Origin of the sequence: Actinacidiphila alni, from assembly GCF_900112845.1 — a bacterium.
GTDB classification, from domain to species: domain Bacteria; phylum Actinomycetota; class Actinomycetes; order Streptomycetales; family Streptomycetaceae; genus Actinacidiphila; species Actinacidiphila alni.
This window is the reverse complement of the sequence record NZ_FONG01000002.1, coordinates 433110-447110: the sequence shown is the minus strand read 5'-3', so window position 1 is coordinate 447110 and position 14001 is coordinate 433110. Positions and strand designations below refer to the sequence as shown.

Sequence of the window (14001 nt, the reverse complement as noted above, 5' to 3'; positions counted from 1 at the left end):
GCACTGCCCGCCCCTTGCCTCCCTTGCGCATAAACGTTCCGGCCCATTTTCGGCCATTTTGGGCGCCGGGGATGATGGCGGGGTGAGGGAACGGGTGATCGCGGCGGCGCCCGAGGGCGTGGTCGAGGGCGTGTGCGTATCGCCGGACGGCGGCAGCCGGGCCGGCGTCCTGGTGCTGTCCGGGTCGAGCGGCCGGGTCGAGGCCGACCGCTGCCGGGCGCCGGCCGGGGCGGGGCTGACGGCGCGGGTCAGCCGTCGGACATCCGGGAGATCCCGCTGGAGACGTTCACCTCGGCGATCGACCTGCTGCTGGACACCGATGCCTCCCGGATCGGCATCCTCGGCATGTCCCGCGGCGCCGAGGCCGCCCTGTCCCCCACCTCACTGACCTGGGGCCACGTCACCCACCACTCCTCGTGGACCTGGCGCGGCGCGCCTCTCCCGTACGTCCCCTACGACGAGACCTGGTCCCCGGTCCTCGCCCCGGACGGCCGCGTCGCCTACCGCACCCTCTACGAACGCAGCCGCGACCGTTTCCGCGACGCCATCCCCGTCGAACGCACCGCCGCCGACCTCGTCCTCGTCGCGGGCGGCGCCGACGCGATGTGGCCGTCCCTGCCCTTCGCCCACGACCTCGCGGCCCGCCGCCCGATCACCCTCCTCACCCACCCGGCCGCGGGCCACCGCATCCCCCTCCCCGGCGAACCTCCTCGGCACCACCGCCTGGCCCCACATCACCGCAGCCCTGCTGAGCGGTTGACGACCAGACGCGCCAGCTCACCCAGCCGCGACCAGTACCGGGGATCGTCCCCGTCGCCGAGCGTGGGCATGATCCGCTCCAGCCGAGCAGCGCAGTCGAGCGCGACGTCCCGCCGCCGCGCATCGAGCGCCCCCTTGTTCCTCAGCCACGCTGTCACCACCCCGGCGACCTGCGCATCGACCAGCACCAGATCGGCCCCGGCCCGCTCCGCGCCCCGCAGCCCGCCAGGAAAAGGCGCGCGCACGTGCTCCCGCCACAGCCGAGCCACATCCTCACGCATGCGGATCAACAGCATCAGCGTTCGCGAGCCCCCACCGAACGGCCTCGAGCCAGTCCGTCCACCGAGCCGGATCCGACTCCATGTACTGCAACAGCAGCACCAAAGCCTCGTCGGGCCTCTCCTCAAGATCGACGTACTGCTCGACCATCCGAACCGCGGCCCGAAACGCCTCCTCCACCGTCAGCACCCCCGAACCGTCCACACCCATCTCCACAACCCCACCTCCTCCCGCTCCCCCCACATCATCCCCTCAGGAAAAACACCCCGCAGGACCAGAACGCCCGGGTGGGGCCGGGCGTTCACCGCTGTCGCGGAGGCTGTGGAATTTGAACCCACGGTGACATCGCTGCCACGACGGTTTTCAAGACCGCTGTGCAGGGCGGACCGATCGCATCCCTGACCTGGCAAAAGCTCAGCATTGACTCGCAGAGAGGCGGCGTCTGGGCCACAGGTGGACCACACCGAAACACCGCGCCAGCGGGAAGCACACGCCGACCGTTGCAGGCACGGACACCCTGCTGAGGACACACCCCCCCCGCCTGCGGGGAGCACGCCCGGCCGCCGCTGGCGATGTGCCGCCACTCGGGAACAACCCCACGCGTGCGGGGAGCACCCGGCGCTGTCCGAGCGGCAGCTCGCGGCGGCGGGAACAACCCCGCACCCGCGGGGAGCACCTTGTCCTGCTGTGGCCCCTACGCCGTGTTCAAGGGAACAACCCCGCATTCGCAGGGAGCACCGCCCGCCGACCTGCGTCTTTCCCAGCTTGACGGGAACAACCCCGCACCCGCGGGGAGCACCGCAGCTCACGCATAGATTTGATAGCAGTGCCGGGAACAACCCCGCACCCGCGGGGAGCACCCGACGTCTACACGCCGGGGGCCGACAACCCCTAGGGAACAACCCCGCACCCGCGGGGAGCACACACCCGGCGCCATTCAGTTGCTCTACGCGCTGGGAACAACCCCGCACCCGCGGGGAGCACCGGAACGTGGGAGGTGGCCACCCTTCCCGCGGGGGAACAACCCCGCACCCGCGGGGAGCACAATTCCAGCCGGAAAACGGCCGCGTTGCTCAGGGGAACAACCCCGCACCCGCGGGGAGCACCTCGACTTCGGCGAGGACGACGCGGAGTTCCGGGGAACAACCCCGCACCCGCGGGGAGCACGGCTGGCTGGTACCGGCCGCCGCGCGGGCGGTGGGAACAACCCCGCACCCGCGGGGAGCACTCACCCGCTTCCTCCAGGGTGAGGCCGGCACGGGGAACAACCCCGCACCCGCGGGGAGCACGGGGACGAACGGGGTCTTACCGGCCTCGACCAGGGAACAACCCCGCACCCGCGGGGAGCACAGTGGGCGACCTGCGGCTTCAGGGCGCCGGGACCTGGATTTTGCTCAGCTTGAGAGATTCGGGCATATCGGTCCTCCTATATCGCTCGCCCTACGCGCCCCGCCGGCCGCCGGCCCACCGCTCAGCGCCCGCCACCGAAGCGGCGGCGCTTCGCTGCCTTGCTCCAACCGGTGGACGGCGGGGCGGTCGGGCCTCGGGAGGAGCGGCCTGGGTGGGGGCGGTGTATGAGGGTGAGGCCCTCGTGGTCGATGGGGTGCCAGGCGTGGTCGTGGGTCTCGAAGGTGTAGCCCTGCTCGGTGTCGGTTTGGTAGGCGAGGAGGGCGCGGCCCTGGTGGGCGTATTGGCGGACCTCGGCCCAGATGAGGTCGCGGAGGCGGGCGGAGGGCGTGCCGAGGAAGACGCCGGGAGAGATCTCCAGGAGCCAGCGGGTCAGGAAGCCGCGCAGGCCGGCCGGGCAGTTGGTGAGGACGATGACAGTCACCGAGAGATCCCCGCCCTCACCAGACGATCTCGGAGTCGTAGTTGCGCCCGCCCTCGACCTCGACACCTCGGTCGGACTGGAGCATGACCCGGTCACCGGCAGCGGTGTCCGCTGCCTCGCGCGCCCCGTCGTAACCCAACAGATCCTTGATGTCCTGGACACAACGATCGAGCAGCCGCGTCTTGTTGACGCGGTCCCGTACCGCCCGCCGCGTCCGCGACGCCACGTCCTCCGGGCCCTCGGCCGCTGCGTCGAAAGCTGCGGGGATCCCGACTGACGTCTTGTAGAGGTCGGCGATGTCGAGGACGAAGGACCGTTCATGACCGGAGTGCACGAAGCCGAGCCCCGGCGAGCAACCGAGGGCGGCGACGACGGCGTGGGCGATGCCGTACATGCACTGAGCCGCGGCGGTGATGCCCTGGTTGGGCGGGTCACCGGCCGAGAAGTCGTCGCGGTTGTATTCGCGGCGGCGCCACGGCACCCCGGTGCGCTCGGATTCGGCGCGGTAGCAGTGGCGCAGCCGGCGGCCTTCCATGCCGAGGAGTTCCTGGCGGGTCTTGCCCGCCGGGTCCTCGTCGGGGAACCGCAAGCGGTACATCGCGCGGGCGACGTCGAGCCGCCGACGCGGGTTCGCCCAGGCGAGGGCCTGGGCCTCGACGAGGCCGGAGGAGCGGGTCAGCGCGCGCCCGCCGGCGTAGAAGCGGACACCGTGCTCCCCGACCCAGACGACGCCCGCCCCGCAGTCGCCGAGGACGCTCATCGCCTGGTGGGTGATACGCGTGCCAGGGCCGAGCAGCAGCGTGCCGATCGTCGCGGACGGGATGTGCGTCACTCCGTCGGCGTCCTCGGCGGTGATGGCGTTGTCGTCGCGGTGGACGACGCATCGTTCCAGGTAGATGAAGGACAACCGGTCACCGACACGGGTGAGTTCGCGTGGTGTGGCCGCGCCGCGCCTGCCAACGGTGCTCATCGGTCAGCCCACCGGGGCGAGGGTCATCAGGCCGCAGCCGTACGCCTTCGCCTTCCCCAGCCCTTGGGTGAGGGTGCGACGCAGGGCGACCGGATCGGTGACGGTGAGCCGTCCGTCGTACGTGATCGAGGTGAGGGAGACGGTGCGGCGTTCGGCCGCCTTCGCGAATCGCAGGTCCCGCTTGTCACGGACGACGAGCTGGAGTTCGTCGCCGTGCTCCAGCATCCGCGCGGCGGGCGGCTTCTCGGCGACGGCGAAGCCCGATGACTCCTGCCGGTCCAGCAGCCACGCCGTCTGGTACCGGGCAGTGAGATGCGCGGTACGTTTGCGCGGTTCGTCGTCCGTACGCCGGATGGAGTGCACGGGGTTGGCGGTGAGCCGGAACGTCCACGTACTGCCTGCGGACAGGCGGTCGAGGAAGCTCCCGTAGTCGTACGTCTGCCAGCCCGGCGTGTCGGACGCGGCCGGCCAACCCGCCTGCTCCACCAAGTGCGTCAGGTCGGGACGGCTCGGGCTGACGATGAACAGCACCACCTCGGCCGTCGAGTTGCGGTCGATACGCCACAGGACGCGGGGTCCCGAGCCGTCGCGCGCGGGGAGTTGGGGAAAGGACATCGCCACGGCGGCGTGCATGCGGTGCGGCGAGCCGAGCAGCTCGCGGCCTTCACGCCGAGCGGTGTTGAGGCGGAAGCGGGTCAGATGCATCACACGGCTCCCAGGGCCGAGGTCGGATCGTGGTCGGGGGTGAGGTCGGCTGCCGGATTACGGACGCGATCGGCCACCACTGCGCGCAGCGCGTAGCGGCGGTGCCGCGGGTCGAAGCTGAGCGGCACGTCACGGAAGCTCTGGTCGGGCGACTGGCCCGGCGCGCAGTCGAGGAGCACCGGCAACTCACGCGGGGTGCCGTGGCTCTTCCGGTACCAGTCCGATGCCTGCCACGGCACCTCTCCGAGCGCCGTCACCAGATCCGTGTCCTCGCGTACGCCCAGGTCGATGGGTTTGGACGGCGGGCACGAGCGACGGCCCAGAAACGGCAGCCATACGGGCGCGCGCACGGCGACGTCGAGTCGCCCGATCAGCGCCACCGGCCCTTCGAGGGCCGCTACGAAGACGGCGTCGGCCAGATAGAAGCGTTCTGACAGCGGCATCGCCTTGCCGGTGTCGCCGTGATGCGCGGTCTGGAAATCTCTTACCCGCGTGCCGGGTTGATCGATGCGTACGCCGTAGCGCAGCGCGGCGAGATCGCCGAGGTCGGCGTCACGCTCTCGGCCCTCGGCAGCGGCCAGCAGGCCGAGCACACCGCTCTTGGTGGGGGCGTTCTCGGTGGTGCGGCGGGCGAATCGCGCGGCCGATCCCCACGCTTGCAGCGGCCCTGCGAGGCGCAGCAGGAGCACGCTCACGCCCCGCGCCCCTGAGCCGCAGCGTCTGCCGGAACGCCGTGGAGCAGCCGCTGGGTCACCGACTCGCCCACGGCGGTGACCAGTTCGGGAATGCTGACGCTGTCGCCGAGCTCCGACAGCGGTTCGGTTTCCTCGCCGACTCGTACGAGCCAGGTGCCGTCGTCCTCCGCGATTCCGTAGGCGGCTTCCAGATCCGGCACGTGTGCGGCGAGGCGGCGGCACGCCTCCGATACGAAGCCGTCCTCCCGTCGGGCCGGGGTGACGGCACGCTCGAATGCCGCGACGAAGCTCACCGGGCGCTTCGAGCGAAGTTTGACCAGGACGACACTCGGCAGCGTGTGGTTGCCGAAGGTGTTCACCTTGCCGGTGGGCAGCGACGTGATGAAGCCTTCCAGGAACGCCTCGACGGCGTGGCGGGTCGGTGCCGCCGCATGTTCGTCGGCGTGCAGTCCCTCGCCGAGGTTGGCGTGCAGACGGTCCACGTCCAGGGCCGCGTACCGGTAGAGGGTGGCGGAGTTGAAGTCGACGACGCCGATCATGCCTGCGCCGGGTTCGGCGCCGGTGTTCCGGTCGTCCACGGCCGTGTAGTAGTCGGACTCGTTGTCGACGGCGTGCACGCTGAGCGCGTGGGCGACCTGGGTGGCCGCCTCGACGTTGAGGTCCGCGTCGTCGGCGACCATCCGGCCGAAGAGCGCGATGTCGACCGAATGCCGGGTGTCGACGAGGCGCTTGGCGAGCGCCTTGTTCTCCTTGTTCTTGAAGAAGTCCTTGAGGACCGCGACATCGCCCTTGCCCTCACTGCCCTTGAGGGCGAGCTCCGCCAACGCGTCGAGCTGCCGGGCGCTGAGGAACATCAGGTACGAGGACTCCGGCGCCGGCTCCGGCTCGCCCTCCTTCGCCTTGCGCTTGGGCGGATCGATCTTCGAGCCCGTAGCGGTGCGCAGTGCCTCGGCCGCCAGCGCGAGCGCGTCCGTGCGGTCCAGGGCCGGCTCATGCGCGAGGATCCGCTCGGCGAGCGCTTCGGCGACCTTCTTGGTCCGCACCCCCAGGTCCGCAGGGTCAACGAGATCGTCGAACGCCTCTCGTGTGGCCCGTTTCCATGCCTGGCTGGAGACGCGCGCCCGACGGACGCCTCCGTAGACCGCGGTCTTCGGCGAACCGGTGTCGTCACGGTTGATGTTGCTCGGTGGAACCGTCTGAAGGATGTGCACATCGAGGATGGTTCGGGTCACGGTCTTGAGTCCTGTCGCATGAGAAGTGAAAAACGGATCCGAGGGCGCATCGGGGCGTGCGCGCCGCTCGGCTCCGGTCCGGGCGCGGGCCGTTCAGTCCTTGGGCGTACGGCGGCCGGGCACGACTGCGGCCATGTGGAAGTCCCGTCCCCAGGTCCGCCGCACGTCAGCCTGTGCCGCCGGGCGCTGCCAGCGGTAGAGCTGGTCGGCCAAGAGCGCGTAGTCCAGCGGGATCGCCGCCTTGCGCAGCAGCAGAACGGTCTCCCGCAGGCGCTGGGCGAGAACGTCGAGCGTGGTGGCGGTGCCGATACGGACAAAACGGCGGCGGATGGCCTCGTCGATGTCCGGCTCGGCACTGCTCGTCCTTGCGCGTGGTTGAGTGGCGGAGCCGTCCTCCTGCGTCGTGACCGCAGGCGCCGTCAGCAGTCGTACGGACCGGCCGAGGCCGTATCCGAAGACATGCGTGTCGGTGTCACGATGGGACTGCTGATGCAGCGCCCACAGGGTGATCGCCATGGTCAGTGCCTCGTCCGCCCGCTCCTGGTCGGGCGGCGGCACGGGACCGGCCGCGGCTTCGGCCATGACCAGGGCGAGGTCCTCCGTACCGGTGAGACCCCACAAGTCCTGTACGTCGTAGGCCGGGCGGCCGACGCCGCGCCGGAGCCTGGCCACGGTCGCGACCGCGCTCGGCCGATCGTCGCGGTAGCCGCGTTGGAGTCTGCGGATGCAGCGGTCGGCGGCGGTGCCGACCAACCCGTAGCCACGCGTATGGAAAGGGGTGGGGACGGTCGCGGTCATCACACGGTCTCCGTTGCTGCGCCTACTGGTTCATGTGCGGTGGCTGGATCGTGGGTGCCGCCCGGGTGATGGGCGACGGACGGCGCTTCCTGGTCGGCCTCCCCGGTATCCGGGACGCCGACGGCACCGGGCGGCTCCCTCGTGGGCCGCGGCTCCAGCGGCAGGACTCTTCTCAGCCGTGCCAGGAACCACAGCTCCGCCTGCGCGTCGTTGAGCCACCGACGACCGCTGCCGTCGGGAAGCTCCACGTACCTGCCTTCGGCCGCCGCGGGTCCTGTGCCGTCGAGGAACCGCCGGCCCAGGGCCCTGATCGTCGTTCCGACCGTCGCCTGCCACTGGCTCCGGTGCTCTGCCGGATCCGTGGCGTTCCGCAGATCGCTCAGCCACGCTCGGTACAGCCCGTCGAGGGCGGCGAAGCCGAGATCGCGAGCTGTTGTCGTGGGTGGTGCGGGATCGGAGCCGGTGGCCTGGGCGAGGTTGCCCGCGAGGTGACCCAGCGCCCGTACCGCGTCGTCGGCGTCGGCCACGGCCGCAACGGCAGCCTCCCCGTACGCGGGCCGTTCCCGGTGCAGCGCGACGACCGGCAGAAGGATCTCGTCGTCCGTGATCTCGTCGATGACGGACTGCTGGGTGCCGTACTCGGCCCCGACGATCCGGGTGCGCAGCAGACCGAGTTGCGGCAGGTACTCCTCGTACGCGAGCCGCGCCAGCCACTGAACGACTCCGGGCGGTCGTCCGGGCTCGGCCTTCTGCCGCTGCTCGGCGCTGTCCCGGCCCTGACCCTTGTCGCCGAGGAGAGCTGCGAGTCCGCGCCACGCCGCGCGGCCGGGGTCGTGCCGGCGCGGCATGTAGACCTGCTGCTGTCCCAGCTTCTTCGCCTGCGCCGGGCTGTCGCGCCACGCCGTCATGGGTTCGCGCTGATGCCTGTTGTAGACGGTGAGGGGGTCGCCGTAGCAGAGGACGACACCGGTCACGCCGCCGTCGGTGTGGTGCAGGCGGATGCGTCTGCTCTGCCAGGTGTAGAGGTCACGGGGACCCGACGGCCGGGGACGGTCGGGATCCGGCTCGATCTCCTCCGGGCCGACCGGTGGCCGACGCCATACCGGGACGTCGTCCTCGTGGATCTGGAGGAAGTCGTTGTCCGCAGAGATCAGGTTGAGCAGCAGGGTGTCCCTGAGGGAGTCGCCTTCGGCGAAGACGCCGCCGAGGTTTCCGGCCCAGCCCACTCCGAGGGCACCGGACGGATAACCCTTGCCGCCCTTGACGCGCGGATCGTCGACCGCGCCGGATTTGATTCCCGAGGTGTCGAAGGCGTGGGTGTGCACGAGCCACCGTGCGGCCTCGGCGAAGTCCAGCCGCTCGGGGCCGGGTTGCCGCATGCTGAAGAAGGGATCGCCGTTGGGGACGTCGGCGACGATCCTGCTCAGTGGGCCGACATCGTTCTTCTCCGTTCGCAGGTCGGCGACTTGGAGGAACGGCCGCGCGGGATGGAGCAGATCGAAGCGGTCGCGGTGCCGGTCGAGGTAGTCCGGTACGTCGGCGAAGGGCTCGTCGGACTCCCAGAGCTCACCCCAGTCCTCGATCTCCTGCGGCCCGTCCACGGCGTCGTGCAGGATGGCGAGCAACAGCCGCAGCAGGGCGAATTCCTGCGTGGGTACGTCGCCGACGATCCGCCTCAGATCAGAAGCCTGCGCGAAGACCTCGCGCAGGGACATCTCTTCCGTGGTCCCGTCCAGTCGCTGCACCGGAATCCACGGTCGGGACACCAGGTCGAATGCGGGCACGCCGTCCACCACCCTTCCGTCGCGGGCACCCTCCGGCGCTACCAGGAGCCCGTCGGTCGGGCTGTAGCGGATCTCGAATCCGGCAAGCCCCGCCCGGCAGTTCTCGTCGAGGACCAGGAACAGCTCCCCTGCCAGCCACGGGCTCTCCTTGACCTGCCAGGCGTCCGGGCGGAACCGCTCCAGCTCGCGGATCGTCCGGTCGATCACCCAAGGCTTCGAGAAGTGCCAGGGCAGATTCAGCGCACTCGCGGCGGCGGCGCGGGCTGCTCGCGCCGGCGGCACCGCGTGCTCCGGCAGGTCGAGTCCCCCTCTTCCCCCGGACAGCCACGGCAGCGTGGTCAGCGTTCCGTCACCTCGCCGCTGGATCACGAGGACTTCGAGAGTGTCGTCGGTGTCCCGTACCTGGGCCCGTCCGGACGCCGTGTCGTCGGCGTCACCGACCCCTGCATCGATCCAGCCGATGATCGGACGGCCCTCGCGGCGTACCGGCCCCAGCCGGAACACCTCGGCGCGATCGCGCTTGTCGGCCAGCAGCGCGCGGTACGCCGACCTGGCCTCCGCCATGTCCGCGGCCCAGGTGTCCGGACCGAGGGGCTCGTCAGCATAGGCGTCCTGCACGAGCGGGCTGATGTCTTCGGGCAGGCGCAACGGGCGCCCGAGCAGGTGCGGCTGGAGGACGGCGAGCGAGCGCAGCAGGACGTGCTTCCCGTCGTAGACGCTCACCGACCCCGGAGCGATCCTCGGTGGAGCTGCCGCCCAATCGGAGACGCCGGTGATCAGGCAGCGGGCGTCCCCGAGCCGTGACGGGCGCGGCCGGTCGTGCCGATGGAGCCGGCCCATCCGTTGCAGCACGAGATCGACCGGGGCGAGATCGGTGACCAGTACGTCGAAGTCGAGGTCCAGGGACTGTTCCACGACCTGGGTCGCCACGACGATGTGCGCGCCATCCGGGCGTGTGCCCTTCGGCCCGAAGCGGTGCAGCAGTTCGGCGTCCTTGCGTGCGCGGTCGGCCGCGACGAACCGGGAGTGGGCGACCGTGACCCGGTCCTCTCCGAAGTGTTCCCGCAACCGCTCGGCCGCCTCCTGCGCGCGGTCGACGGTGTTGCGGACGACCAAGGCGCATCCTCCTGCGCCGAGTTCGCCGGCCAATCGGTCGACCAGTGCCGTCAGGTCGTCGTCGAGCATCTCGACGACGACCTCCGTACGGCGGCCGGAGGCGGCGGACGGTTGTCGGGTCATGGTGGGACCGTCGATCGAGACGGCGGTGAGCAGCGGATACGCGTCGGCCGGCGCATCCGCCTCGGGTACGGGGTGGCCCGCGTACGCCTCGGCCAGGGCTCGGCGGCGGCCGGAGGGCAAGGTCGCGGACAGCAGGACGACCGGAACGCGATAGGCGGCCAACCACTCCAGCACACGTTCCAGATACGTGCTCATGTAGGCGTCGTAGGCGTGGACTTCGTCGATCACGACGACCTTGCCTGCGAGTGCGAGGTGACGCAGCGCCAGGTGGCGGCTCTTGAGCGAACCGAACAGCACCTGGTCGATCGTTCCCACGGTGAAGGACGCGAGCAGCCCTTTCTTCCGGCCGCGCAGCCATTGGTGAGCCTGCAGACCCGAAGGCCGCTTTCTGGTGCGGACGTTGGGGCCGTCGATATCGTCCTCGCCGTCGAGGTCGACGGCCGCGATGGTCCGGCCGCCGGCGCTCGCCAGGCCCGCCCATGTGTCGTTGAGCGCCGCCTTGGCGTGTGCCAGGAAAACGGAACGGGGTCCGTCGGACGGCAGCCGTTCAAGCCAGTCGACCAGTCGGGCGAACATCGCGTCGCCTGTGGCGCGCGTGGGAAGCGCGATCATGCATCCGCCGGCCCGGGTGCGGGCAGCGAGGATCTCGGCCGCGGCGAGAGCGGCCTCCGTCTTGCCCTCGCCCATGGGCGCTTCGATGATCAGCAGTCCGTGTGGATCCATCTCCCGTACCAGCCCGACGGCTTGCTCCTGCACCGGGCGGACGGCTGCGCCCTCCGGCAGGTCGAAGCGTGCGGCGAACAGATCGGCGGCCGTACCTGTCGGCACCTCCGGCTCCCAGGGCCCCGGAAGATCCAGACCTCGCCAGGCCGCCTCCAACCGCTCGTCCTGCGTGCGCCGCGGCCCGTCCCCTGTGATGTACGGAAACAACTCGGCCGAACTGGCGATCCAGTCCGCGAGGATCACGATCGCGGTCAACGTGACCTGGACCGGCTGCGGAAGCTTCACCGATTTCCACGTGCCGAGGTCGTCGACGACGCCCGCAGCCGCCGCGCAGGCGTCCATCAGCTCGAACTGTGCTTCCTTCCAGCGCGATTCACTCTCGCCCCGGGTCCGCAGCAGCTCCCGGTGCAGCGCAAGATCATGAATGCGCTGGTGCCCCGGAGGCACCCCGTGATGACCGCCGATCACCACGCCGAACTGTCCGCTGACCCGGCTCGGCCATCCGTACCGCTCGCCCAGCCACTCCGTCAGCAGCAACTGCCCCGCCAGCCCGTGCGGCCCCAACTTCCGGTCTTCCCGCAGCCGTTCGAACGACGGCATCGCCAAACCCTGATCCCGCATCACCTGAGCGAGCGGGTCAACCTGGCACGCGAAGGCCGGCGTCGCCTTCCCGATGTCGTGCACCCCGGCCAGCCACCCCACAAGCCGCCGCCCGTCCCCCTCCCCGCCAGGCAGCGCCTCCCCCACCAGCGCCTTCACATTCCCCGGCAGCCACCGATCCCACAACCTCGCAGCCACAGCCCCGCTGTCCGCCATGTGCTGCCACAACGGCAACCAGCCATCCGTGACCCGGTCATGTTTCCCCCACGCACTCCGCGCGGCCCCCGAAATCCGCTCGAACACCCCCCGCCCTGCGGGTGACTCGCCGCTCATGACAGCACTCGACCACGGGCGGCACGGGCGGCAAACCAAAAGCTCGTACATGACTACAATTGATCGGGGTTTGACATATCACGATCGAACGATGATCGCGGCAACCGAATTTTCAGCACAGGGCACGTACATCATGCGAAGCGCACCCCTGCTCCGACGATCATCCGTCGTGAACCAAGGGTGCACCTCGTCGTGCAACGGGCGATTGGACGACCTCCGCGTTATGCCTGCGGCATCGACTGCACGGTTTGCGACTCCGCCAAAACAACGAAGATGCACGCCCCCGCGATACCCAGCGCGACCAATTGGCCGACCGGACTCCCCTGAGGTGTAACCACGAGGGTCACCACGGAGACCAGCCAAGGCCACGGGAGGGAGTCAAAGCACCTAATGCGTCGCTCAATTCGCGACACCAGGGGTCGGACCTGGCTGAAACCCTCTCTCGCCATGAGAGGAGCCAGGTTCCGGCCCGCTTCTTTTCCTTGACCTTGTCGTGCAAGGACAGTAGGTCCGCTGAGTTCAACTCAACGCTCGACGGCGGGGAAACGACCGACCGAGGCGGTCCACTCAAATGGGCAATCGCCTAGTCCCAAGCAAGATCACCTAGGCGTCCATATCTCCAGTTTGAAGCATTGAGGCCACGCTAGAGCATTATCGACTCAGCATCTCCACGGACTCGCTGATATCGCGAAATGAAACAGCCCCGCGGGTGCGGGGAGCACTAGCCGCCTTCGCTTAAGGCGTCCCTGTGTCCAGGGGTCCTCTCCTTTCGAGGAGAGGAGTGCCCGCAGGTCGAACTGATCGAATCTGGAACTCCTCCATTCATCACGCCCCTGCTGTCAGCTAGGCCCCGCCTGCCACGTCCGGTACGCCTCTGAGCGACGACGAAGCCGACCACCGCTCGGCTTTGACAACCACCCAGGCAGCCCGGAGGAGCAGCCCCGCGGGTGCGGGGAGCACAGCACAACGGCGACGACCAGGAGCATCACGACGGGAACAGCCCCGCAGGTGCGGGGAGCACCTCATCATGGGGACCGTGGCCGGATTCAAGGCGGGAACAGCCCCGCGGGTGCGGGGAGCACGGCGTCCTTGCCCCACTGCTTGCGGTGCTGGCGGGAACAGCCCCGCGGGTGCGGGGAGCACGGATCTACCGATCGTCGGTGTCCTGCGCGACTGGGAACAGCCCCGCGGGTGCGGGGAGCACAGTAAATGACCTGGCGCTTTATGCGAGGCGAGAGCTGATTTTACTCGGAGACCTGCCCCTACCTCCACGGTCAGTCCAACCCCGCCCGCTGTCCTGCACGCCGCATGATCGGACGACTACGCACTATCCCCCACCATTCTCGCACTGAGCCGGCGTCAGGCAACAGGCCGAAGCCGGAGTGAGATGAAGCCGCGACAGTGGCGCTGACTCCCGGGGCCCCGCGGTCGACCGACCTCCGGGAACGGATTGATGGAGCCGGAAGACGGCGCAGTTGCGGCCTCGTTGGGAGACGCCCGAAGGCGCAGTCCCAAAGCGGGCGCTTGCGCTGGACAGGGACCGAGGTGGTGCTTGTTCATGAGGGACCGTGAACCCTCGTCCACGTCTGGTCCACACGCGCTGGTCGACAGTGGGAATCCGCGGCACACACCCGGGACGCACAACAGGTGGGGCCGGGGTTCGACTGTGTCGAGACCCGGCCCCACCTGGGCGTTCACCGCTGCCGCGGAGGCTGTGGGATTTGAACCCACGGTGACATCGCTGCCACGACGGTTTTCAAGACCGTTCAGCCGCGAGGAGCCGTATCGCTCGCGAGCTAGCGAACTGCTGACTCGTTGCCTCAGAGATGCGTGAGACTGACCACAGGTTGACCACGGCATGGAACGGGACCGACCAGCGGCCACGTGCCCGTCAACGGAATATAGCGCTGGTGCTCCACAAGCAATTTGATGCTGGCACGGTCCGCATCCGGGCGCCGCCCGAGGGCCGACGGCTCGTGTTCGCTCCTAGCCCGGGAGCTTCCCGCTCGGCCGAGATGAGTCGTGGCGGCTCTGGGGCACCTCGTTGCTCCCG

Annotated in this window: 10 protein-coding genes, 1 tRNA gene, 1 pseudogene and 2 CRISPR repeat arrays; of the genes and pseudogenes, 1 reads left to right on the top strand and 11 read right to left on the bottom strand. The window is 69.6% G+C overall.

What is annotated here, in order from left to right:
• Nucleotides 1-248 precede the first annotated feature (248 nt).
• The gene (locus tag BM076_RS37265) at nucleotides 249-404 is read right to left on the bottom strand and encodes a hypothetical protein (protein WP_245795721.1); all 156 of its coding nucleotides are present in this window, start codon (nucleotides 402-404) and stop codon (nucleotides 249-251) included.
• On the opposite strand from BM076_RS37265, the pseudogene BM076_RS37260 reads away from it, so the two are divergent.
• A pseudogene (locus tag BM076_RS37260) lies at nucleotides 331-654 on the top strand (acyl-CoA thioesterase); the annotation flags it as partial. The gene BM076_RS37265 and the pseudogene BM076_RS37260 sit on opposite strands and share 74 nt — an antisense overlap.
• Before the next feature lie 80 nt (nucleotides 655-734).
• On the opposite strand, the gene BM076_RS04815 reads toward BM076_RS37260, so the two are convergent.
• The 10 genes from BM076_RS04815 to BM076_RS36455 form a co-directional block, all read right to left on the bottom strand.
• Complete coding sequence (locus BM076_RS04815) at nucleotides 735-1055, bottom strand: hypothetical protein (RefSeq protein ID WP_093712060.1); 321 nt, start codon at nucleotides 1053-1055, stop codon at nucleotides 735-737.
• Nucleotides 1033-1254 carry a hypothetical protein gene (locus tag BM076_RS04810; protein WP_093712059.1) on the bottom strand — a complete coding sequence of 74 codons (222 nt, stop codon included), beginning with the start codon at nucleotides 1252-1254 and terminating at the stop codon, nucleotides 1033-1035. Before BM076_RS04810 ends, BM076_RS04815 begins: the two co-directional genes overlap by 23 nt.
• A 370-nt stretch (nucleotides 1255-1624) precedes the next feature.
• Nucleotides 1625-2388: a CRISPR direct-repeat array (repeat unit 29 nt; unit sequence GGGAACAACCCCGCACCCGCGGGGAGCAC).
• A gap of 121 nt (nucleotides 2389-2509) precedes the next feature.
• On the bottom strand, nucleotides 2510-2869 hold the full coding sequence (cas2e, locus tag BM076_RS04805; RefSeq protein ID WP_093712058.1) for a type I-E CRISPR-associated endoribonuclease Cas2e: 360 nt from the start codon (nucleotides 2867-2869) through the stop codon (nucleotides 2510-2512).
• A gap of 16 nt (nucleotides 2870-2885) precedes the next feature.
• A complete protein-coding gene (cas1e, locus tag BM076_RS04800) occupies nucleotides 2886-3839 on the bottom strand; it encodes a type I-E CRISPR-associated endonuclease Cas1e (protein WP_093712057.1) in 954 nt (317 codons plus the stop codon).
• 3 nt (nucleotides 3840-3842) lie between these two features.
• Nucleotides 3843-4544 (bottom strand): type I-E CRISPR-associated protein Cas6/Cse3/CasE, encoded by a 702-nt coding sequence (gene cas6e / locus BM076_RS04795; RefSeq protein WP_093712056.1) that lies wholly within the window; start codon nucleotides 4542-4544, stop codon nucleotides 3843-3845.
• Complete coding sequence (gene cas5e / locus BM076_RS04790) at nucleotides 4544-5239, bottom strand: type I-E CRISPR-associated protein Cas5/CasD (protein WP_093712055.1); 696 nt, start codon at nucleotides 5237-5239, stop codon at nucleotides 4544-4546. The genes cas6e and cas5e overlap by 1 nt, the downstream gene beginning before the upstream one ends.
• Nucleotides 5236-6471: a type I-E CRISPR-associated protein Cas7/Cse4/CasC gene (gene cas7e / locus BM076_RS04785; protein ID WP_093712054.1), complete on the bottom strand. Its 1236-nt coding sequence runs from the start codon at nucleotides 6469-6471 to the stop codon at nucleotides 5236-5238. Before cas7e ends, cas5e begins: the two co-directional genes overlap by 4 nt.
• Before the next feature lie 93 nt (nucleotides 6472-6564).
• Nucleotides 6565-7269, bottom strand: coding sequence for a type I-E CRISPR-associated protein Cse2/CasB (gene casB / locus BM076_RS04780; RefSeq protein WP_093712053.1), 705 nt, complete (start codon nucleotides 7267-7269; stop codon nucleotides 6565-6567).
• Complete coding sequence (casA, locus tag BM076_RS04775; protein WP_093712052.1) at nucleotides 7269-11948, bottom strand: type I-E CRISPR-associated protein Cse1/CasA; 4680 nt, start codon at nucleotides 11946-11948, stop codon at nucleotides 7269-7271. The genes casB and casA overlap by 1 nt, the downstream gene beginning before the upstream one ends.
• A 931-nt stretch (nucleotides 11949-12879) precedes the next feature.
• A CRISPR array of direct repeats spans nucleotides 12880-13152; the repeat unit is 29 nt; unit sequence GGGAACAGCCCCGCGGGTGCGGGGAGCAC.
• 505 nt (nucleotides 13153-13657) lie between these two features.
• Nucleotides 13658-13759 (bottom strand) — tRNA-Ser (locus BM076_RS36455).
• Nucleotides 13760-14001 lie beyond the last annotated feature (242 nt).

Excerpts from the sequence above, each read along its gene's own strand:
- BM076_RS04815 (WP_093712060.1), bottom strand. The coding sequence starts at position 1,055 with ATGCTGTTGATCCGCATGCGTGAGGATGTGGCTCGGCTGTGGCGGGAG.
- cas1e (WP_093712057.1), bottom strand. The coding sequence starts at position 3,839 with ATGAGCACCGTTGGCAGGCGCGGCGCGGCCACACCACGCGAACTCACC.
- cas6e (WP_093712056.1), bottom strand. The coding sequence starts at position 4,544 with ATGCATCTGACCCGCTTCCGCCTCAACACCGCTCGGCGTGAAGGCCGC.
- casB (WP_093712053.1), bottom strand. The coding sequence starts at position 7,269 with ATGACCGCGACCGTCCCCACCCCTTTCCATACGCGTGGCTACGGGTTG.
- casA (WP_093712052.1), bottom strand. The coding sequence starts at position 11,948 with ATGAGCGGCGAGTCACCCGCAGGGCGGGGGGTGTTCGAGCGGATTTCG.